This is a genomic window from Pseudomonas sp. 10S4, assembly GCF_034344865.1.
Lineage (GTDB): Bacteria > Pseudomonadota > Gammaproteobacteria > Pseudomonadales > Pseudomonadaceae > Aquipseudomonas.
The window spans coordinates 2,262,617-2,284,628 of record NZ_CP133774.1 but is presented as its reverse complement, the minus strand read 5'-3'; the positions used below and the strand labels follow the sequence as shown (position 1 = coordinate 2,284,628).

Genomic DNA, 22,012 nt, shown 5'->3' with positions numbered 1-22,012 from the left:
AAGCCAGAATGCGCCTGGACCGTCTCCACATTCAGAATTTTCGTTGCTACGAAGATGCCACTTTTGACTTTCAGCCGGGTTTCAATCTGGTGGTGGGGGTTAATGGGAGTGGGAAGACTTCGTTGTTGCAGGCGGTGGCTGCGTCGTTTGTTGAGTTTGCCAGCGCCATGCAATCCGGCCAGTCATTCGCGATAAATGATGATGTCCGATTTATAGTCGATAAGTTTCGAGGCAGAACACGATATGAAAAAAGTTTCCAATAACGCTGGCCGCAAAGGGCGATGTTCTCGGCGCAGTCGACTGGACAACAATCAGCCTTGTAGAAGACTGGGCCGCAGGGACGAATCAGAACCTGAAAAATGCGGTCGATCAATTCCTTACACAGTCTCTACCGGAAGCAAAAATCTACCCCGATCTACCAATACTCGCGTTCTATCGCGCAGATCGACGCTGGAAAAATGCGAATGTTTCTGCAGAGTTTGCGGCGCAACAAAAAATTTCGCGTTTCAGCAGCTACAACAACTGGTTCGATGCTGTCGCGGATTTAAAGGACTTCGAGAGCTGGCTGATCGCCAAGACACTGGAGCGGATGCAAACCCTACTGGATGAAGGTTTGACGTCTTCGGAGTTTGACGACGAACTAGCCTGGGTCAATCAAGCAATTAAGTTTGCATTGCCTGAAGCAAATGACTTGCGCTACGACCTACGGATGCAATCTCTACTCATAGATATGGGCGACGGGCAAACTCTCCCCTTCGGTCAACTTAGCGACGGCCAGCGCGGTATGGTCGCCCTCTTCGCCGACATCGCCCGACGCATGTGCATCCTCAACCCGCACATGGGCAAGGACGTCCTGAAAAACACCTCAGGCGTGGTCATCATCGACGAACTGGACATCCACCTCCATCCAGCCTGGCAACGCAACATTGTTCCGGCGTTGAAAGAAGCCTTCCCCAAAGTCCAGTTCATCGCCGCCAGCCACTCCCCTCAAATCATCGGCAGTCTGAAACCCGAAGAAGTGATCGTCCTAAACAATGGCGACGCCTCCCACCCACGGGTCACCTATGGCTTGGATTCCAGTAGCGTGTTGGAGGAGGTCATGGGCGTTACTCAACGCGAGCCCGAAATAGAAAGGCTGCTCTCTGAGCTGTTCTCCACCCTGGAAGACAACGACCTCAAAAAAGCAAAAGTCCAACTTGAGGCGCTGAAGAAAAAGCCCCCGACCTCCCAGAGTTCGCAGGAGCCGAAGCGTTGATCAGGCGCAAGGAGATTCTCGGCAAATGAAGCGAGTGCTCAAAGGAACTGAACCCGCTTCATTTACAGAATGGAAAAACTCGGCAAACGATGAGTGGAGCCCTACTTATCCAACGCTGCAAAACCCGCAAAAACGGGACCTTCTCAACAGCTTGTTAACTGAACAAGGATTCTTCTGCTGCTACTGCGGTAGAGAAATAGAGGCGTCCAACAGCCATATCGAACATTTCAAACCTCAAGAGCATTTCGAAAAACTGGCATTGGAGTATCAGAATCTCCATGCCTCTTGCCTGCGCGAGACAAAACCCGGCAACCCGTTGCACTGCGGCCATCGCAAGGGCAACTGGTTTGACGAAGCGCTGCATATCTCTCCAATGGATGAACGATGTGAACTGCGCTTCCGGTATCTGAGAACCGGCGAAATCCAACCAACAGACTCTGAAGACCTGCCCGCATCGAAGATGATTGAAGTGTTGGCGCTAGATATTGCCTACCTGAACAATCGTCGTCAGAACACAATCCGGCTGCTGTTCGATGAGGAATTCATCACACAGGCCAGTGAAGAAGACCTCAACCGCCTCGTCACCGCGATTCGCTCAACCGACATCTCGGATCAAAAACCTTTCGACCACATCATCGCCCGCTACGCCGAACAACTCCTCGGTCACTAAAAACCAACACAAACAAAAACGCCCGGCAAATGCCGGGCGTTTTCGTTATCGGGCGACGATCACTCGTGATACTGCGCCGACAACTCATGCACCGCGCGCATGAACGCGCCTGCATGTTCCGGATCAACTTCCGGGGTGATGCCATGACCGAGGTTGAACACGTGGCCGCTGCCCTTGCCGTAGCTGGCGAGGATGCGGCCGACTTCGGTACGGATGGCTTCTGGCTTGGCGTACAGCACGGTCGGGTCCATGTTGCCTTGCAGGGCGACTTTGTTGCCGACGCGCTGGCGGGCTTCGCCGATGTCGCAGGTCCAGTCCAGGCCCAACGCGTCCGCGCCAGCGTCGGCGATGCTTTCCAGCCACAGGCCGCCGTTTTTGGTGAACAGGATGACCGGCACTTTGCGGCCTTCGTGTTCGCGGATCAGGCCGCTGACGATTTTACGCATGTAGGCCAGGGAGAATTCCTGGTACGCCGCCGCCGAGAGGTTGCCGCCCCAAGTGTCGAAGATCTGCACCGCTTGCGCGCCAGCCATGATCTGGCCGTTGAGGTAGCTGGTGACCGACTGCGCAAGTTTATCCAGCAGCAGGTGCATGGCTTGCGGGTTGTCGTAGAGCATGGCTTTGGTCTTGCGGAAGTCTTTCGACGAGCCGCCTTCGACCATGTAGGTGGCCAGGGTCCATGGGCTACCGGAGAAGCCGATCAGCGGCACGCGGCCGTTCAGTTCGCGGCGGATGGTGCTGACCGCGTCCATGACGTAGCCAAGGTCTTTTTGTGGGTCAGGAATCGGCAGGGCTTCGATATCGGCCAGGGTGCTGACGACTTTCTTGAAGCGCGGACCTTCGCCGGTCTCGAAGTACAGGCCTTGGCCCATGGCATCCGGGATGGTCAGGATGTCGGAGAAGAGGATCGCCGCGTCCAGTTGTGGATAGCGGTCGAGCGGTTGCATCGTGACTTCGCAAGCGAACTCCGGGTTCATGCACAGGCTCATGAAGTCACCGGCCTTGGCACGGCTGGCGCGGTATTCAGGCAGGTAGCGACCGGCCTGACGCATCATCCATACCGGCGTGACGTCTACAGGTTGCTTGAGCAGGGCGCGAAGGAAACGGTCGTTCTTCAGGGCAGTCATGTCGGCATCCGGAAAAAAGTGCGGGCATTTTCTCAGAGCGCGACGCAAAAGGCACGGTTGCAGGTCAGCCTTTTGTCTATCGGGTCAATTTATTGCGGTGAAACTCCGGTATTGGTAACACCCTGAAACCAATGTGGGAGCGGGCTTGCTCGCGAAAGCGGTGTGTCAGTCGACATCAATATTGACTGTTACACCGCCTTCGCGAGCAAGCCCGCTCCCACATTTTGATCGCATTCCAATTCTGGAAAGTGATCAGACGCCCAGGTAATCCAGGATCCCTTCGGCGGCATTGCGGCCTTCGAAGATCGCCGTCACCACCAGGTCAGAACCGCGAACCATGTCGCCACCGGCGAAGATTTTCGGGTTGCTGGTCTGGTGCTTGTATTTACCCTGCTCCGGGGCCACAACGCGGCCCTGGCTGTCGGTCTGGATCTCGAACTGCTCAAACCACGACGCCGGGCTTGGACGGAAACCGAACGCGATGACCACGGCATCTGCCGGGATGATCTCTTCGGAACCCGGGATCGGTTCAGGGCTGCGACGGCCACGGGCGTCCGGTTCGCCGAGACGGGTCTCGACCACTTTCACGCCTTCGACGCGGTCTTCACCGACGATGGCAATCGGCTGGCGGTTGTAGAGGAATTTCACGCCTTCTTCCTTGGCGTTCTTCACCTCTTTGCGCGAGCCCGGCATGTTTGCTTCGTCACGACGATAAGCGCAGGTCACCGACTTGGCGCCCTGGCGAATCGACGTCCGGTTGCAGTCCATGGCCGTGTCGCCGCCGCCCAGTACCACAACCTTCTTGCCTTTCATGTCGACGAAATCTTCCGGCGACTTTTCAAAGCCCAGGTTGCGATTGACGTTGGCGATCAGGTAATCCAAAGCGTCATGCACGCCCGGCAGGTCCTCACCGGCAAAGCCGCCCTTCATGTAGGTGTAGGTGCCCATGCCCATGAACACGGCATCGTATTCTTCGAGCAGTTGCTCGACGGTCACGTCCTTGCCCACTTCGGTGTTCAGGCGGAACTCGATGCCCATGCCGGTGAAGACTTCGCGGCGATTGCTCAGCACGGTCTTTTCCAGCTTGAACTCGGGGATGCCGAAGGTCAGCAGACCGCCGATTTCCGGGTTCTTGTCGAACACCACCGGGGTCACGCCGCCACGTACCAGCACGTCGGCACAACCCAGGCCGGCCGGGCCTGCGCCGATGACCGCGACACGTTTGCCGGTCGGCTTGACCTTGGACATGTCCGGGCGCCAGCCCATGGCGAACGCGGTGTCGGTGATGTACTTCTCGACCGAACCGATGGTCACCGCGCCGAAGCCGTCGTTAAGGGTGCACGCACCCTCGCACAGACGATCCTGCGGGCACACCCGGCCGCAGACTTCCGGCAGGGTGTTGGTCTGGTGCGACAGCTCGGCGGCCTGGAGGATGTTGCCCTCGGCCACCAGTTTCAGCCAGTTGGGAATGAAGTTGTGCACCGGGCACTTCCATTCGCAATACGGGTTACCGCAACCCAGGCAGCGGTGGGCCTGATCGGCCGAATGCTGGGGTTTGAAGGGTTCGTAGATTTCCACGAACTCTTTCTTGCGTTGACGCAACAGTTTCTTCTTCGGATCTTTGCGCCCGACGTCGATGAACTGGAAGTCGTTATTCAGACGTTCAGCCATTGTTAAAACCTCATCAAACTCTTCAGGCGCATATCACTGCGGATTGGCACGGGTGCTGGAAAGCAACGATTTCAGGTTGGCAGCCTTGGGCTTGACCAGCCAGAAACGGCGCAGATAGTCGTCGAGGTTTTCAGCGAGGTTACGACCCCATTCGCTGTCGGTTTCCGCGACGTATTCGTCCAGCACGCGTTGCAGGTGGCTGCGATAGGCTTCCATCGCTTCGCCGCTGATCCGCTGGATTTCCACCAGTTCGTGGTTGACCCGGTCAACGAAGGTGTTGTCCTGGTCGAGCACGTAGGCGAAACCGCCGGTCATGCCTGAGCCGAAGTTGTAACCGGTCTTGCCCAGGACGCAGACGAAACCACCGGTCATGTACTCGCAGCAGTGATCGCCGGTGCCTTCAACCACGGTGTGAGCACCGGAGTTACGCACCGCGAAACGCTCGCCCGCGGTGCCAGCGGCGAACAGCTTGCCGCCCGTGGCGCCGTAGAGGCAGGTGTTGCCGATAATGGCGCTGTCCTGAGTCTTGTAGACGCTGCCCTTGGGCGGCACGATGACCAGCTTGCCGCCGGTCATGCCTTTGCCGACGTAGTCGTTGGCGTCGCCTTCCAGGTACATGTTCAGGCCGCCGGCGTTCCACACACCGAAGCTCTGACCAGCCGTCCCTTTGAAGCGGAAGGTGATCGGCGCGTTCGCCATGCCTTGGTTGCCGTGCTTGCGCGCGATTTCACCGGAGATCCGCGCGCCGATCGAACGGTCGCAGTTGCAGATATCCAGGGCGAAATCAGCGCCGCTCATGTCGTTGATGGCCGAAGTGGCCATGTCGACCATTTTCTCGGCCAGCAGGCCTTTGTCGAACGGCGGGTTGCGGTCGACCTGGCAGAATTGAGGCTTGTCTGCCGGGATGTGATCGCTGCCCAGCAACGGGGTCAGGTCCAGATGTTGCTGCTTGGCGGTCTGGCCTTCGAGGATGTCCAGCAGATCGGTACGACCGATCAGCTCTTCGAGGGAGCGCACGCCCAGCTTGGCCAGCCACTCACGGGTTTCTTCAGCGACGTAGGTGAAGAAGTTGATCACCATGTCGACGGTGCCGATGTAGTGGTCTTTACGCAGCTTCTCGTTCTGAGTCGCGACGCCGGTGGCGCAGTTGTTCAGGTGGCAGATGCGCAGGTATTTGCAGCCCAGGGCGATCATTGGCGCGGTGCCGAAGCCGAAGCTTTCAGCGCCGAGAATGGCTGCCTTGATCACGTCGAGGCCGGTTTTCAGGCCGCCGTCGGTTTGTACCCGGACTTTACCGCGCAGGTCGTTGCCGCGCAGGGTCTGGTGGGTTTCGGCCAGGCCGAGTTCCCACGGAGCGCCCGCGTATTTGATCGAGGTCAGCGGCGATGCGCCGGTGCCGCCGTCGTAGCCGGAGATGGTGATCAAGTCCGCGTAGGCCTTGGCCACACCGGCGGCGATGGTGCCGACGCCCGCTTCTGCAACCAATTTCACCGAGACCAGGGCCTTCGGGTTGACTTGTTTCAAGTCGAAAATCAGCTGCGACAAGTCTTCAATCGAATAGATGTCGTGGTGCGGCGGCGGCGAAATCAGGGTCACGCCCGGCACTGCGTAACGCAGCTTGGCGATCAGACCGTTGACCTTGCCCCCTGGCAACTGACCACCTTCGCCGGGCTTGGCGCCCTGAGCGACTTTGATCTGCAGCACTTCAGCGTTGACCAGGTATTCCGGAGTTACACCGAAACGACCAGTCGCCACTTGCTTGATTTTCGAGCTCTTGATGGTGCCGTAGCGCGCCTGGGTCTTCGCCGCCTTCGCCGGAGTTGGAACGCGCACCGAGGCGGTTCATGGCTTCGGCCAGGGCTTCGTGGGCTTCTGGCGACAGTGCACCGAGGGAGATGCCCGCGGAGTCGAAGCGTTTGAGCACCGATTCCAGCGGTTCGATCTCGCTGATGTCCAGCGGCGTGTCCAGGGTTTTGACCTTGAACATGTCGCGGATCATCGACACCGGACGGTTGTCCACCAGCGCCGTGTATTCCTTGAACTTGCTGTAGTCGCCCTGCTGCACAGCGGCTTGCAGGGTGCTGACCACGTCCGGGTTGTAAGCGTGATATTCGCCACCGTGGACGAATTTCAGCAGACCGCCCTGCTGGATCGGCTTGCGCGGGCTCCAGGCTTCGGCGGCGAGGGCTTTCTGCTCGGCTTCGATGTCGACGAAACGCGCACCCTTGATGCGGCTCGGCACGCCGCGGAAGCTCAATTCGCAAACTTCTTCGGACAGGCCGATGGCTTCGAACAACTGCGCACCGCGGTACGAAGTAATGGTCGAGATGCCCATCTTCGACAAGATCTTCAGCAGACCTTTGGTGATGCCTTTGCGGTAGTTCTTGAACACCTCATAGAGGTCGCCCAGCACTTCACCGGTACGGATCAGATCGCCCAGCACTTCGTAGGCCAAGAACGGATAAACCGCCGAGGCGCCGAAACCGATCAACACCGCAAAGTGATGCGGGTCGCGAGCAGTCGCCGTTTCCACGAGGATGTTGGAGTCGCAACGCAGGCCTTTTTCGGTCAGGCGGTGGTGTACCGCGCCGGTGGCGAGCGAAGCGTGGATCGGCAACTTGCCCGGGGCAATGTGACGGTCACTCAATACAACCTGGGTACGACCGGAGCGAACGGCTTCTTCAGCCTGATCGGCGACGTTGCGGATCGCCGCTTCGAGGCCGACGCTTTCGTCGTAGTTGAGGTCGATGATCGCCCGTTCGAAACCCGGACGGTCGAGGTTCATCAGCGAGCGCCACTTGGCCGGGGAAATCACCGGCGAGCTGAGGATCACGCGCGAAGCGTGTTCCGGCGACTCCTGGAAGATGTTGCGCTCGGCACCGAGGCAGATCTCCAGCGACATGACGATGGCTTCACGCAGCGGGTCGATCGGCGGGTTGGTGACCTGCGCGAACTGCTGGCGGAAATAGTCGTACGGCGTACGCACGCGCTGGGACAGCACGGCCATCGGCGTATCGTCGCCCATCGAGCCAACGGCTTCGTAGCCTTGCTCGCCGAGCGGACGCAGCACCTGATCACGTTCTTCGAAAGTGACCTGGTACATCTTCATGTACTGCTTGAGCTGGTCGACGTCGTAGAAAGCTGAACCGTGGTCGTTGTCTTCCATGGTCGCCTGGATGCGCAGGGCATTCTTGCGCAGCCATTGCTTGTACGGATGACGAGACTTCAAGCGGTTGTCGATCGCGTCGGTGTTGAGGATCTGACCGGTTTCGGTGTCCACGGCAAAGATCTGGCCCGGACCAACGCGGCCCTTGGCGATCACGTCTTCAGGCTGGTAGTTCCAGACACCGATTTCCGACGCCAGGGTGATGAAACCGTTTTTGGTGGTGACCCAACGCGCCGGACGCAGACCGTTACGGTCGAGCAGGCACACCGCGTAACGACCATCGGTCATTACCACGCCGGCCGGGCCGTCCCACGGTTCCATGTGCATCGAGTTGTATTCGTAGAACGCCCGCAGATCCGGGTCCATGGTTTCGACGTTCTGCCACGCAGGCGGAATGATCATCCGCACGCCACGGAACAGGTCGATGCCACCGGTGACCATCAGCTCGAGCATGTTGTCCATGCTGGAGGAGTCGGAGCCAACACGGTTAACCAGCGGGCCGAGTTCTTCCAGGTCCATCAAATCGTTGGTGAACTTGGTACGACGCGCCACGGCCCAGTTACGGTTGCCGGTGATGGTGTTGATCTCGCCGTTGTGGGCGAGGAAGCGGAACGGCTGCGCCAACGGCCATTTCGGCAGGGTGTTGGTCGAGAAGCGCTGGTGGAACACGCAAATCGAGGTTTGCAGGCGCTGGTCGCTGAGGTCTGGATAGAAGGCGGTGAGGTCCGCCGGCATCATCAGGCCTTTATAAATAATGGTTTTGTGCGAAAAGCTGCAGACATAGTGATCGGCGTCAGCGGCGTTGGCCACCGACGAGCGACGACGGGAGGTGAACAGTTTGACCGCCATCTCCTGATCGCTCAGGCCTTCACCGCCGATGTACACCTGCTCGATCTGCGGCAGGCGCTCGAGGGCCAGGCGGCCGAGGACGCTGGTATCGATCGGCACTTTGCGCCAGCCGACGAGTGTCAGGCCGGCAGCGAGGATCTCGCGGTTCATGTTCTCGCGAGCGGCCTCGGCTTTGACCGGATCCTGATTGAAGAAGACCATGCCCACGGCATATTGCTTGGGCAATTCGACGCCGAAGGTTTCCTGGGCGATGGCTCGCAGGAACACATCCGGCTTTTGAATCAGCAAGCCGCAACCGTCACCGGTCTTGCCGTCGGCGTTGATCCCTCCGCGGTGGGTCATGCAGGTCAGGGCCTCAATGGCCGTTTGCAAAAGGGTATGACTGGGCTCGCCCTGCATATGGGCTATCAGGCCAAAACCGCAGTTATCCTTGAATTCATCTGGTTGGTACAGACCTGCTTTCATAGACACTTTCTCACCAGGCTGCCTCTTTTCGAGGCAAATTTCTTTTCAATTCAACCACTTGCCGCCCACGCCGAACGTACGTCGGCTTTGCGGGAGCAAAAGGGAGGTCATTGTACACACCGACACAGGGGCTCACAAATTTGACGACGATCTGTCGCAAATCTATGTCGCATTTGTGAAAGGTTTAAAGCGATCTGCTGTGCTAGTCAAAACATTTTTAATGTTGACCGCAACGACTCAAAGACTACTGTGACGCAGACACCACAAGGCACGCGGCCTGTAGAGGCGGCATGCGCTTGTAGAAATTTTGAGGTGCCGGGAGAGGCGGCCTGGGTAAGGCCGCCGAATCTTCAGCGAGCTGTTGCCAGTTCCTGTTGGACGCTGGCGACGGAGCGAGGCCAAGGTTTACCAGCCTGAACCTTCGCTGGCAAGGCCTTGATAGCGGTAACAGCTGCATCGCGGTTGGCGAAGCTGCCGTAGGTGATGACGTAAAGCGGTTTGCCGTTGAGGACTTTCTTGAAATAACGGTACTCGCCGCCCTGCTCCTTGACGAAGGTTTGCGCAGAGGCTTCGGAGCTGGTGCCGAGAATCTGCACCACGTAGTTGCCCGGCGCTTGCCCGGCGTACCAGCCGCTACCGGCGGCCTTGGCCACGGCAACCGGCTTCTCGGCAGGTTTGGCAGCAACCACAGGCTTGGCAGGCGCTGGCGCCGGTTTGGCCACGGGGGCAGGCGCTGGCTTGGCAGTAGCGACCTGAGTCGGTGCCGGAGCCGGTTTGACAGCAGGCACAGGCTTGGCGGCAGGCGTCGGCGCAGGACCCGGCTGGATGCCCGTAGGCGGCGCGATAGTGGTCACGGTCGGCGGTGTAGCGCTGGAGCCTTCGACCGGCACGCCGTCGTCGCCCTCAGTGATGCCACCGGCCGCTTCGGCCAGCGGGCTGCGCATGACCGGTTGCGACTGGCCGACCAGCGGCAACGGCATCGGCTGCGTGTTACCGGCGAACTCCACGGATGGAGCACCTCCGGCGGCGTTCGGTTTTGGCGTGCCCAGTGGCAGCTGAGCCTGTTCGTTGGCCGGTGCGCCGGTGGTCGGTGTCTTGCTGCGGCCCGGCATCAACCAGGCGGCGGCTACCGCGACCACGACTACGGCAGAAATCGCCAATACGTGTTTCTTCGGCATGTTGAACCCCATACTTGGACGCTTCACCGCTGTGCGGCTGGCAATCATGGCTTCGATCATCGCATCGCGGGCGACCTGGTTGATGTTGCCAGGCCAACCGTCGGAGCTTTCGTGAATATCAGAGATCTGATCCGCGGTAAAAAGTTCGATACCCCGACCGGCGCCTTCGAGCCGCTGGTCTAGATATTCGCGAGTTTCTTCTTCGGTGTAAGGCTGCAATTCGATGACGTGGAAGCGCTCTTCCTCAAGGCTCAGCGCCTCCAGTTGAGCGATCAGCGACGATTCACCGAACAGGAACACGTGCGGGCGACCTTCCGGTGCACCGGCCGCCAGGGCCATCAAGGCCTCGAGTGCGGATTCGTCGAGCTGCTCGGCGTCATCCACCAGCAAGTAGACTTCCTGCCCGGTGAGGGCAAGCTGAACCACTTGGGCCAGAATCGCGCCGACCTCAGCCTGGGCCACGTTCAGCGCTTGGGCGACCTGACGCAGCACACCTGCAGCATCGCCGGCACCACGAGCGGAAACCACCACGCTCTGCACGGACTGCTTGTTGGTGCTGGCCACCAGGGCCTGACGCAACAGAGTCTTCGCCGCTGCCTTGCGGGCCGGTGACCACCAGCAGCAACTGGCTGTAACGGGCCAGGTGATGCAGTTGTCCCAGCACCGGTTTGCGCTGGGCCGGGAAAAATTTGAAGCCAGGCACCCGTGGAGCAAAAGGGTCATGACTTAACTGGTAATGGCCGAGGAAAGCCTCGTCGGCATGCAAACTAGTCATCGGGATCTTATTAACCTTTAAGCTGAGCCAGGGCGCGGTAATCCGCTCCCAGCGTGGCCTGTAGAACCTCTTTCGGATAATCGTCGGTCACCACTGCTTCGCCTATTTGGCGCAGCAGCACCAGGCGCAAACGACCGTCGATCACTTTCTTGTCAATTGCCATGTGTTCGAGAAAATCGGCTTCAGTCATCTCTTCAGGCGGGATGACCGGCAGGCCGGCACGCTGGAACAGGCGAATACCGCGATCTCGTTCTTGCTCGCTGATCCAGCCCAGGCGTGCAGACATTTCCAGCGCCATTACGGTGCCAGCAGCCACCGCTTCACCGTGTAACCACACACCATAGCCCATGTGGGTTTCAATGGCGTGGCCGAAGGTGTGCCCCAGGTTCAGCGTGGCGCGCACGCCGGTTTCCTTTTCGTCGGCACCGACCACCGCAGCCTTGGCCGCGCAGGAGCGTTCGATCGCATAAGTCAGGGCCACCTGATCCAGGGCGCGCAGGCGATCGACGTTTTCTTCAAGCCAGGTGAGGAACGGCTCGTCGCAGATCAACCCGTATTTGATGACTTCCGCCAGGCCCGCAGACAGTTCGCGAGCCGGCAAAGTATTGAGGGTGGCGGTATCGATCAGCACCACATTGGGCTGATAGAAGGCGCCGACCATGTTCTTGCCCAGCGGATGGTTGATGCCGGTCTTGCCGCCCACCGACGAGTCGACTTGCGACAGCAATGTGGTCGGCACCTGGATGAAATCGACGCCGCGCTGGTAGCAGGCCGCTGCAAAACCGGCCATGTCACCAATCACGCCGCCACCGAGGGCGATCACTGTGGTGCGGCGGTCGTGCCGGGCGGTCAGCAGACCGTCGAAAATCAATTGCAGGGTTTCCCAGGTCTTGAAGGCTTCGCCATCGGGCAATACCACCGAGACGACCGAGAACTGTGCGAGGCTTTTGGTCAGACGTTCGAGATAGAGCGGTGCCACAGTCTCGTTGGAGATGATTGCCACTTGCCGCCCGCGAACGTGAGGGGCCAGCAACTCGGGCTGATCCAACAAACCTTCGCCAATATGAATCGGGTAGCTGCGCTCGCCTAGATCGACCTTGAGTGTCTGCATGTGTCCCCACAGTGAAGATGGAATCAGGCGTCCTGCCTTGAGTTAACCAATGTCCGCGGCATCTGCTGGCATGACGCCGGTTGATAGCCATCCGCCACAACCTTGAGCGGCCATGACAGGACGCCGAGGATAGCGCATTTCGCGCTGCGCTTTAACGGGGAGGTAGCTGCTGCAAGCGTTCGAGGATGTCGAGCACCACCATTCGCGGTGGCCGCTCATCGGTTTCAACCACCAGATCGGCGATTTCCCGATAAAGCGGATCGCGGATCGCCAGCAAGTCCCGAAGGGTCTTGGCCGGATCGGCGGTGCGCAACAGCGGGCGATTGCGGTCACGGGCGGTGCGGCCGACTTGCTGCTCGACGGATGCGTGCAGATAAACCACACGCCCCCCGGCATGCAGGGCCCGACGATTGGCTTCGCGCATGACTGCACCGCCGCCGGTCGCCAGTACCACGCCGTCGCACGCGCACAGCTCCTCGATCATCGCTTGCTCGCGATCACGAAAGCCGGGTTCGCCTTCCTTATCGAAGATCCACGGGATATTGGCGCCCGTGCGCAATTCAATTTCCTTGTCGGAATCTTTGAATGGCAGGCGCAGCTCTTTGGCCAGCAACCGGCCGATGGTGCTTTTACCAGCCCCCATCGGTCCTACAAGAATCAAATTTCGCACAGAATCAACGACTCACAGCAATCGCCTGGTTATTCATGATACGCGGAGTGAGAAATACCAGCAGCTCGGATTTTTTCTCCGAAACCACGTCACGCCGGAAAAGGCGGCCAAGATACGGCACATCGCCGAGAAATGGCACCTTATCTACAACCTTGCTCTGAGTATTTGAGAAAACCCCGCCGATGACGATGGTCTCGCCGTCATTGACCAACACCTTGGCGTTGACCTCGTTTTTCTTGATTGGCGGTACGTCCTGCACTTTGTTGAGGTAGTCCGGTTCGTCCTTGGTGACCTTGACCTCCATGATGATGCGGTTATCCGGGGTGATTTGCGGCGTCACCTCCAGGGACAGCGACGCCTCCTTGAACGACACGGATGTCGCACCGCTGGAGCTGGCTTCCTGATAGGGAATCTCGGTGCCTTTAAGGATTTTCGCGGTTTCCTTGTCGGATGTGACCACTTTGGGTTGCGAGACGATTTCGCCGTTACCGGTCTTCTCCATGGCCGTCAGCTCAAGGTCGAGCAACACATTGTCGGTGATGAAGGCGATGCCGATCCCCGACGTATTGCCCGCCGTGCCCATGTCGACGAACGGTGAGTTGGTGCTGGTGCTGCCGGGCGTACCAATAGTGGTTGAAGTCCCATTACTGACACCCGAGGTGTTCCAGTTACCCTTGTTCTGGACCGACCCGCCCCAGCGCACGCCGAGACTCTTGTCGTAATCGACGTTGGCTTCGACGATCCGCGCTTCGATCATCACCTGACGCACCGGGATATCCAGTTGCGCAACGATGCGGCGAAGCTCGTCGAGGCGATCCTGGGTCTGGTAGGCGATGATGTTGTTGGTTCGATCGTCGACGGTGATTGAACCCCGCTCGTCGACTTTCGCCTCAGCGCTGGTCACCGAGGTGAACAGTTTGGCGATATCGGCAGCCTTGGCGTAGTTGACCTGCAATAGCTCACGACGCAGCGGCGCCAGTTCGGCGATCTGTTTCTGCGACTCCAGCTCCTGGCGCTCACGGGCGGCGATCTCATCCGCGGGTGCAACCAGCAACACGTTGCCAATCTTGCGTTTATCCAAACCCTTGGTTTTCAGTACCAGGTCCAGCGCCTGATCCCACGGCACGTTCTGCAGACGCAACGTGATGCCGCCCTGCACGGTGTCGCTGGCCACCAGGTTGAGGTTGGTGAAGTCGGCGATCAGCTGCAGCACCGAGCGGCACGTCGATGTCCTGGAAATTCAGCGAAAGCTTTTCACCGGTATACGCAAAGCGCTCGGCGTTACGCTTCTGCAAGTCGTCGGCGGTCACCGCCCGGATGCTGACGGTCAGCTTATTGTCGGTCTGGTAGGTCGAATACTCATAAGCGCCGACAGGCTCGATGCTGATCGTGGCGCGGTCGCCGGTGGCAGCGGCGTTGACGAACTGCACCGGGGTGGCGAAGTCCTTGACGTCCAGCCGCACGCGCAACGGCTCGGGCAACTGGGTCCTGGCGAAACCGAGGATGATCTTGCCTTCTCGCTCTTGAATGTCCGGGGCGATGGTCGGATCCGATAGATCGATCACCACATTGCCTTCGCCCTGGGTACCGCGCTGAAAGTCCACGCCCCGAATAGCCTTGCTCACGGGTGCGTAGGTTTTTGCGGGAGCCGGTTTGGCAGTGGCGACGCGCGGTGCGCTGGCGACCGGTTTGGCCGCCGCGCCGTTGGCGCCTTGCCCGATGACCACGAACAGCGTGTTGCCGGCAACCCGGGTGCTATAGGGCGTCAGTTGGGTCAGGTTGATGATCAGTCGCGTGCGGTCCTTGGCCTCCACCACCGTGGCACTGCGCGCGTTGCCGCCACCCAGCTCACGATTTTTGCTCGCCAGTTTGCTGACCACGCCCGGCAGATCCAGTGCAATTCGCGCCGGTTGTTCTGTGGTGTAACCGTGGGGCGGAGGTGGCGGACCATCGAAGGTCAACTTCAACTCGACGCGGTCACCCGGCAGTGCTGCGACATCCAGCGTATTGAGGTTGGCCGCTAGTACCATCGGCGACAGCAGCGCTATCCATAGCGAAATACCGAAGGTTGAGAAAATCCTGTTCATTGTTCGAGTTCCACTATGAGTGCTCTTTCAAAGGGATGGTCCGCGGCCGTTCCAGCCAGGCGCCTTCGCCATCGGGAACGATTTCGACCACATCGACCTGCGAGCCGCTGATGGCGACGATCCGCCCATCGTTACGCCCCAGGTAATCGCCGACTTTCAACCGATGCACACCACCCGCCCCACGCAGCAGCGCAAAGGAACCGCTGGCATTGGAGATCGTGCCGACCATTTCAAACTGCTCGATGTTGAATCCTTCGAGGTACTGCTTGACCCGATTAAGGTCAGGTTTGACGTTACGCGAACCGTGCTTTTGACCGGCCATGTCGACTCTGACCTGCCGTGAAAACGGGCTGCGCAGGCTGGCGGCGCTATAGGTGAATGTGGGGGAAGACCGGAATGTCGGCGTTGGTTCAATCTTGCCGGCTGGATGCAGACGCACTTCGTTCATGTACGCGTCGAGGTCGCTGAAGCCATTGTCACCGCCACACCCGGCCAGGCTCGCCAGCAACACACCGATGGATAAACAACGAAACGGGGTCATTTTTGCAGCCCCTTGTCGTTGTAGCGGTAGGTCTTGGCGAGGATGCTCATGCGCAGCTTCGCACCACCTTCGGGATTGGCCGGCGCAAGGTCGAAGTCATGCAGCGTGACGATTCGCGGCAACCCCGCCACGCCACTGACGAACGTCGCCAGGTCGTGGTAGGCGCCGGTCACGGTGATCTGGATCGGCAACTCGATGTAGAACTGCTGGGTGACTTCCGGCAGCAACTTGATCTCTTCGAACTCCAGGCCACTGCCCAGGCCGGTGCGGGTGATGTCCTCCAGCAGGCCGGGCACTTCGGTGTCGCTGGGCAATTGCCGCAACAGCACGCCGAAGGAGTTCTCCATCTCTTTCATCTGTTGGGTGTAGAGCTCAAGGTTCGCCGCCATGCTGGCCTTGCTGGCGAATTGGTCCTTGAGCGTCAATTCTTCCGTGCGCTTGAGATCGAGCTGATCTTCCAGGTCACTGATGTAAAAGTAGTAGCCCAGCCCCAGAACCATAACCATCAGCAGAATACCCGCCAGCGCCTTGATGGCCGGCGGCCAGGAACCCATGTTGTTGGTGTCCAGATCGTTGATGTCGATCTTGCGCAGCCCTTCGAACCATTCGGATGGCCTCATTTAGCGACCTCCATCGAGGCAGGCTGAGTCTGATGGACGGTCAGCTGAAAAACGTTGGCCTGGTCCAGCTGACCGGCGGTCGTCGCCTTGACCTCGGTCAGACTCGGCGCGTCGAACCAGTCGGAGGCCTCCAGATTGCGCATCAACTCCGATACTTTGTTGTTCGACTCCGCAGCACCGGTGATGGCCAGGGTCTTGCCGGTCAGTTTTACTTCGGTGAAGTACACCCCGTCCGGCAGCGTTCGCGCCAACTGGTCGAAAATTCGCCCGCTGATCTGCCGGTTACCTTGCAAGTCCTGAATGATGCGCATGCGCTCCACCAATTGCTGGCGACGGGCCTTGAGGTCACTGATTTGCTTGATTCGCTCATCGACCACGGCAATCTGTTTGCCCAGGTAATCGTTACGGGCCACTTGTTGATCAATGGCGCTGCTGATGACCTGATCGGCAATCAGGAGCAAACCCACCGAGCCGACCAGCACACCCGCCAGCGTCAGCAGAAAACGCTTGCGGCGTTCTTCGCGCAGTTCTTCGCGCCAGGGTAAAAGGTTGATCCGCGCCATCAGTCGAAACTCCTGAGGGCCAGACCGCAGGCAATCATCAAGGCCGGGGCATCACTGGCCAGGGCGCCGGCGTTGACCTTGCTGCTCAATGCCATATCGGCAAAGGGGTTGGCGACCTGGGTCGGAGTCCCCAGCCGCTGTTCGATCAGCCGGTCGAGCCCGGGGACCGAGGCGGTGCCGCCGGCCAACAGGATATGGTCGACCGAGTTGTACTGACCGGACGCAAAGAAAAACTGCAATGAACGAGACACCTGCTGCACCAAGGCCTCGCGAAAGGGCTGCAACACCTCGCTGACGTAGTCGTCGGGCAAGCCGCCCTGTTTTTTGGCCAGCCCGGCCTGTTCGAGGGTCAGCCCGTAACGGCGCTGGATTTCTTCGGTGAGCTGGCGACCGCCGAACAATTGTTCGCGGGTGTAGATGATCCGGCCGTTGTGCAGCACGCTCAGGGTGGTCATGGTCGCGCCGATGTCTACCACCGCGACGGTCGGGCGCTCTTGGTTGGAAGCGAGTTGGGTTACCAGCAGACCAAAGGAACGTTCGAGGGCATAGGCCTCGACGTCGACCACTTTGGCGGTCAGCCCGGCCAAGGCCAGAGCGGCTTCACGGACTTCGACGTTTTCTTTGCGACAGGCGGCCAGCAGCACATTGACCCGCTCGGGGTTTCGCGCCGATGGGCCCTGGACTTCGAAGTCGATGGCGACTTCGTCCAATGGATAAGGGATGTATTGATCGGCCTCGATCTTGAGCTGGTTCTCCATCTCGTCGTCGGAGAGCCCGGCGTCCATCTCGATGGTCTTGGTGATCACCGCCGACCCGGCCACGGCCACGGCCACGTTGCGGATACTGGTCCGGGCCTTGAGCAGCACACGCGACAGTGCCTGGCCCACACCTTCGAGCTCGGCGATGTTTTTCTCGACCACGGCGCTGGGCGGCAGCGGTTCAACCGCATAAGCCTCGACCCGATAACGGTCGCCCTGGCGGCTCAGCTCCAAAAGCTTCACCGACGTGGAGCTGATGTCGATCCCCAAGACCGTTTTGGTCTTTTTATTGAAGAGTCCTAGCACTACCAATTCCCTATGACTATCCGTGAGTTACGGACTCTGTAATGTGTGTTGCGTTCAATCACCCCTTCTTGACAGAAGCGCAAATAACGCTCCCTGCGGAAAAATGCTTATAATGCCCAGCGTTTTTTTCCGCTTTTACTGCCGGCGCGGGTCGTTCTCTGTGTAGCCGAGACCCTGATGCCAAATTCATTCTTTGCCCTGGATGTCCAAAAGCCTTGATTCGTCTGCTGAAATTTTTCGGTTGGTCCATCGTCGCCGTTTTCTGCGGACTGCTTTTAGGTCTCAGTGGCGCCTATCTTTACCTTAGTCCGGGTTTGCCATCCGTGGAGGCGCTGAGAAGCATTCAGTTGCAGATTCCTCTACGGGTATACAGCAGCGACAACAAGTTGATTGCAGAATTTGGCGAAATGCGCCGGACTCCAATCCGTTTCGCCGACATTCCCCCCAATTTCATCAATGCGTTACTAAGTGCTGAAGACGACAATTTCGCCAACCACTATGGTGTCGACCCCAGCAGCCTGATGCGTGCCGCGACCCAACTGGTTAAAAGCGGACACATCCAGTCCGGCGGCAGCACCATCACCATGCAGGTGGCGAAGAACTTCTTCCTGAGCAGCGAACGCAGCTTCTCGCGCAAAACCACCGAAATCCTGCTAGCCCTTCAAATCGAACGGCAACTGACCAAGGACGAGATCCTTGAGTTGTACGTCAACAAGATTTATCTGGGTAACCGCGCCTACGGCATCGAGGCGGCGGCGCAGGTCTACTACGGCAAATCGATTCGTGATGTGAGCCTGGCGCAGATGGCGATGATCGCCGGCCTGCCAAAAGCCCCGTCGCGCTTCAACCCGCTGGCCAACCCGGCCCGCAGCAAGGAGCGTCGCGACTGGATCCTGGGGCGCATGTACAAGCTCGGGAAAATCACCGAAGCCGACTACACCACCGCGATCAACGAACCGCTGAACGCCAGCTATCACGTGCCGACTCCGGAAGTGAACGCGCCGTACATCGCTGAAATGGCCCGTGCCGAAATGGTCGGCCGTTATGGCAGCGACGCCTATACCGAAGGTTTCCGCGTCACGACTACCGTGCCGAGCAACTTGCAGGAAATGGCCAACACCGCAGTCCACGAAGGCTTGATGACCTACGACCAGCGTCACGGCTACCGCGGTCCTGAGTCGCGCCTGCCGGGCAAGACTCGTGAAGCCTGGGCCACCGAACTGACCAAGCAGCGCACCATCAGCAGCCTTGAGCCGGCTATCGTCACCCAGATCGACAAAAACGGTCTGCAAGTGATGACCCGCACCGGCGACGAGCACGTTGGCTGGGACAGCATGAAGTGGGCACGGCCATTCCTGAACACCAACAGCATGGGCGCCAACCCGAAACAGCCGTCGGATGTGGCTCAGGTCGGTGACTTGATTCGCGTACAACGCCAGGCGGACAACTCGCTGAAGTTCAGCCAGATTCCGCAGGCCCAGGGCGCACTGGTCTCCCTTGATCCGCAGAACGGCGCGATTCGTTCGCTGGTCGGCGGCTTCGCCTTTGAGCAGAGCAACTACAACCGCGCCCTACAAGCCAAGCGTCAGCCGGGTTCGAGCTTCAAGCCATTCGTTTATAGCGCTGCGCTGGATAACGGCTACACCGCCGCCACGCTGGTGAACGATGCGCCGATCGTGTTTGTCGACGAGTACCTGGACAAGGTCTGGCGTCCGAAGAACGACACCAACACCTTCCTCGGCCCGATCCGCTTGCGTGAAGGGCTGTACAAGTCGCGTAACCTGGTGTCGATCCGACTGGTGCAGGCGCTGGGCGTTGATCGCACCATCGACTACATCAGCCGGTTCGGCTTCAACAAGCAGGATCTGCCGCGCAACCTGTCCCTGGCCCTCGGCACCGCGACCCTGACGCCAATGGAGATCGCGACCGGCTGGAGCACCTTCGCCAACGGCGGCTACAAGATCACCCCGTACATCATCGACAAGATCGAAAGCCGCAATGGCGACACGTTGTTCGTCGCCAACCCGCCGTCGGTGCCTCAAGGTAATGCAGCGACCAGCGGTGTAGCTGCGCCGCCCGCCCAGTCGTTCACGGTCAACCCGACCCCGGGCGAAGCGCCTGCCGCACCGGCCGCGCCTGGCACACTGCCGCAAACCCCGGCCCTGGCCGAGCGCATTGTCGATGGCCGCACCACGTTCATCCTCAACAGCATGCTGGAGGACGTGATCAAACTCGGTACCGGCCGCCGCGCACTGGCCCTGGGTCGTCCGGACATCGCGGGCAAGACCGGTACCACCAACGAATCCAAGGACGCCTGGTTCTCCGGCTACAACGCCGATTACGTGACCACGGTCTGGACCGGTTTCGACCAGCCTGAAAGCCTGGGTCGCAAGGAGTTCGGTGGCACCGTCGCGCTGCCGATCTGGATGAACTACATGGGCGCTGCGCTCAAAGGCAAGCCGCCACACACGCAAGCCGAACCGGAAGGCATCCTCAGCCTGCGGGTCGACCCGGTCAGCGGCCGTGCAGCCACCCCAAGCACACCTGGGGCCTACTTCGAGCTGTTCAAGGCCGAAGACACGCCACCGTCGGTGAACGAGCTGGGCAACGGCGCTGCGCCGGGTAGCCCGCTGCCAGCGGACGAAGCGGCACCGATCGATTTGTTCTGATCGGGTAGCGCAACGCAAAAGCCCCGCCTTCGAGAGAAGCGCGGGGCTTTTTTATATCTGTGTTTTCTGTGCCGACCTCTTCGCGGGCAAGCCTCGCTCCTACAGGTTTCCGTCGTAAGCAATATCGCGAGCGACCTAAACCTGTAGGAGCGAGGCTTGCCCGCGAAGGGGCCCTCACAAACACCACAAAATCCACAGGCATAAAAAAGCCCCGACTCAATAAGAGCCGGGGCTTTCGGTTGAAGCGTTACAACAGCTTAGCCGTTGAACACGTCATCCACGCTTTTCAGCGGGTAGTTCTTCGGATACGGCAGGGTTGCTACGCCGGTCTCGATGGCGGCCTTGGCCACGGCATCGGAGATCACGGTGATCAGACGGGCATCCATTGGTTTCGGGATGATGTACTCACGACCGAATTCCAGTTTGATGCCGCCGTAGGCGTCGCACACTTCCTGAGGAACCGGCAGCTTGGCCAGTTCACGCAGGGCGTTGGCCGCAGCCACTTTCATTTCTTCGTTGATGCGCTTGGCGCGAACGTCCAAGGCACCGCGGAAGATGAACGGGAAGCCCAGTACGTTGTTGACCTGGTTCGGGTAGTCCGAACGGCCGGTCGCCATGATCACGTCGTCACGGGTGGCGTGAGCCAGTTCCGGGGCGATTTCCGGATCAGGGTTGGAGCACGCGAACACGATCGGGTTGGCCGCCATGGACTTCAGGCCTTCAGCGCTCAACAGGTTCGGGCCAGACAGGCCAACGAACACGTCAGCACCGGTCAGGGCATCAGCCAGGGTGCGCTTGTCGGTCGCGTGAGCGAAGACAGCTTTGTACTGGTTCAGGTCGTCACGGCCGGAGTGGATCACGCCGGTACGGTCAACCATGAAGATGTTTTCGATGTTGGCGCCCATGCTCACCAGCAATTTCATGCAGGAGATAGCGGCCGCACCAGCGCCCAGGCAGACGATCTTGGCGTCAGCGAGGGTTTTGCCAGCGATTTCCAGGGCGTTGATCATGCCGGCAGCGGTAACGATCGCGGTGCCGTGCTGGTCATCGTGGAATACCGGAATGTCGCACTGCTCGATCAGAGCACGTTCGATCTCAAAGCACTCAGGTGCCTTGATGTCTTCCAGGTTGATGCCACCGAAGGTGATGGAGATACGCTTGACGGTGTCGATGAAGGCTTGCGGGCTTTCGGAGTCGACTTCGATGTCGAAAACGTCGATGCCGGCGAAGCGCTTGAACAACACGCCTTTACCTTCCATCACTGGCTTGGAAGCCAATGGGCCGAGGTTACCCAGGCCGAGGATCGCGGTGCCATCGGAAATGACTGCAACCAGGTTGCCCTTGCCGGTGTATTTGTAGGCCAGTTCAGGATCGCGGGCGATTTCGCGTACTGGTTCGGCTACGCCGGGGCTGTAGGCCAGCGACAGGTCGCGAGCGGTAGCGGTGGCCTTGGTGAGCTCGACACTCAGCTTCCCTGGACGAGGATGGGCGTGATATTCGAGAGCGGCAGTTTTCAAATCAGACATGTGGG

General features: G+C 59.5%; 13 protein-coding genes and 3 pseudogenes. 4 read left to right on the top strand and 12 right to left on the bottom strand.

Features of this window, described 5'->3' with window-relative positions:
• Positions 1-8 precede the first annotated feature (8 nt).
• The 3 genes from RHM58_RS10615 to RHM58_RS10605 are packed head-to-tail and all read left to right on the top strand — an operon-like array spanning position 9 to position 1,925.
• Complete coding sequence (locus tag RHM58_RS10615; RefSeq protein ID WP_322270308.1) at positions 9-263, top strand: AAA family ATPase; 255 nt, start codon at positions 9-11, stop codon at positions 261-263.
• Complete coding sequence (locus RHM58_RS10610) at positions 260-1,255, top strand: AAA family ATPase (protein ID WP_322270828.1); 996 nt, start codon at positions 260-262, stop codon at positions 1,253-1,255. Before RHM58_RS10615 ends, RHM58_RS10610 begins: the two co-directional genes overlap by 4 nt.
• 25 nt (positions 1,256-1,280) lie before the next feature.
• On the top strand, positions 1,281-1,925 hold the full coding sequence (locus tag RHM58_RS10605; RefSeq protein ID WP_201255443.1) for a retron system putative HNH endonuclease: 645 nt from the start codon (positions 1,281-1,283) through the stop codon (positions 1,923-1,925).
• A gap of 59 nt (positions 1,926-1,984) precedes the next feature.
• Here the strand turns inward: RHM58_RS10605 and hemE are convergent, their stop codons facing one another.
• From hemE to RHM58_RS10550, 11 genes and pseudogenes are all read right to left on the bottom strand, one after another.
• Positions 1,985-3,052, bottom strand: a complete 1,068-nt coding sequence (gene hemE / locus RHM58_RS10600; RefSeq protein WP_201199955.1) for a uroporphyrinogen decarboxylase — start codon at positions 3,050-3,052, stop codon at positions 1,985-1,987.
• 252 nt (positions 3,053-3,304) lie between these two features.
• Positions 3,305-4,723, bottom strand: coding sequence for an FAD-dependent oxidoreductase (locus RHM58_RS10595; RefSeq protein ID WP_201199952.1), 1,419 nt, complete (start codon positions 4,721-4,723; stop codon positions 3,305-3,307).
• 33 nt (positions 4,724-4,756) lie between these two features.
• Positions 4,757-9,203, bottom strand: a pseudogene (gltB, locus tag RHM58_RS10590) (glutamate synthase large subunit).
• 350 nt (positions 9,204-9,553) lie between these two features.
• Positions 9,554-11,156: pseudogene (locus RHM58_RS10585) on the bottom strand (SPOR domain-containing protein).
• A gap of 10 nt (positions 11,157-11,166) precedes the next feature.
• Positions 11,167-12,267, bottom strand: a complete 1,101-nt coding sequence (gene aroB, locus RHM58_RS10580; RefSeq protein ID WP_201199948.1) for a 3-dehydroquinate synthase — start codon at positions 12,265-12,267, stop codon at positions 11,167-11,169.
• Positions 12,268-12,418: 151 nt separating this feature from the next.
• Positions 12,419-12,937, bottom strand: coding sequence for a shikimate kinase AroK (gene aroK, locus RHM58_RS10575; RefSeq protein ID WP_201192108.1), 519 nt, complete (start codon positions 12,935-12,937; stop codon positions 12,419-12,421).
• A 4-nt stretch (positions 12,938-12,941) separates the two neighbouring features.
• Positions 12,942-15,024: pseudogene (gene pilQ, locus RHM58_RS10570) on the bottom strand (type IV pilus secretin PilQ).
• Positions 15,025-15,037: 13 nt separating this feature from the next.
• Positions 15,038-15,565 carry a pilus assembly protein PilP gene (locus RHM58_RS10565; RefSeq protein WP_201199944.1) on the bottom strand — a complete coding sequence of 176 codons (528 nt, stop codon included), beginning with the start codon at positions 15,563-15,565 and terminating at the stop codon, positions 15,038-15,040.
• A complete protein-coding gene (gene pilO / locus RHM58_RS10560; RefSeq protein ID WP_322270304.1) occupies positions 15,562-16,185 on the bottom strand; it encodes a type 4a pilus biogenesis protein PilO in 624 nt (207 codons plus the stop codon). Before pilO ends, RHM58_RS10565 begins: the two co-directional genes overlap by 4 nt.
• The gene (locus tag RHM58_RS10555) at positions 16,182-16,748 is read right to left on the bottom strand and encodes a PilN domain-containing protein (RefSeq protein ID WP_201199942.1); all 567 of its coding nucleotides are present in this window, start codon (positions 16,746-16,748) and stop codon (positions 16,182-16,184) included. Before RHM58_RS10555 ends, pilO begins: the two co-directional genes overlap by 4 nt.
• Entirely contained in the window at positions 16,748-17,812 is a 1,065-nt protein-coding gene (locus tag RHM58_RS10550; protein ID WP_322270303.1) for a pilus assembly protein PilM, read from the bottom strand. Before RHM58_RS10550 ends, RHM58_RS10555 begins: the two co-directional genes overlap by 1 nt.
• Before the next feature lie 218 nt (positions 17,813-18,030).
• Between RHM58_RS10550 and RHM58_RS10545 the strand changes: the two genes are divergently transcribed.
• Entirely contained in the window at positions 18,031-20,481 is a 2,451-nt protein-coding gene (locus tag RHM58_RS10545; protein ID WP_416195326.1) for a penicillin-binding protein 1A, read from the top strand.
• A gap of 257 nt (positions 20,482-20,738) precedes the next feature.
• Here the strand turns inward: RHM58_RS10545 and RHM58_RS10540 are convergent, their stop codons facing one another.
• Entirely contained in the window at positions 20,739-22,007 is a 1,269-nt protein-coding gene (locus RHM58_RS10540; RefSeq protein WP_010464435.1) for a malic enzyme-like NAD(P)-binding protein, read from the bottom strand.
• Positions 22,008-22,012: the final 5 nt, after the last annotated feature.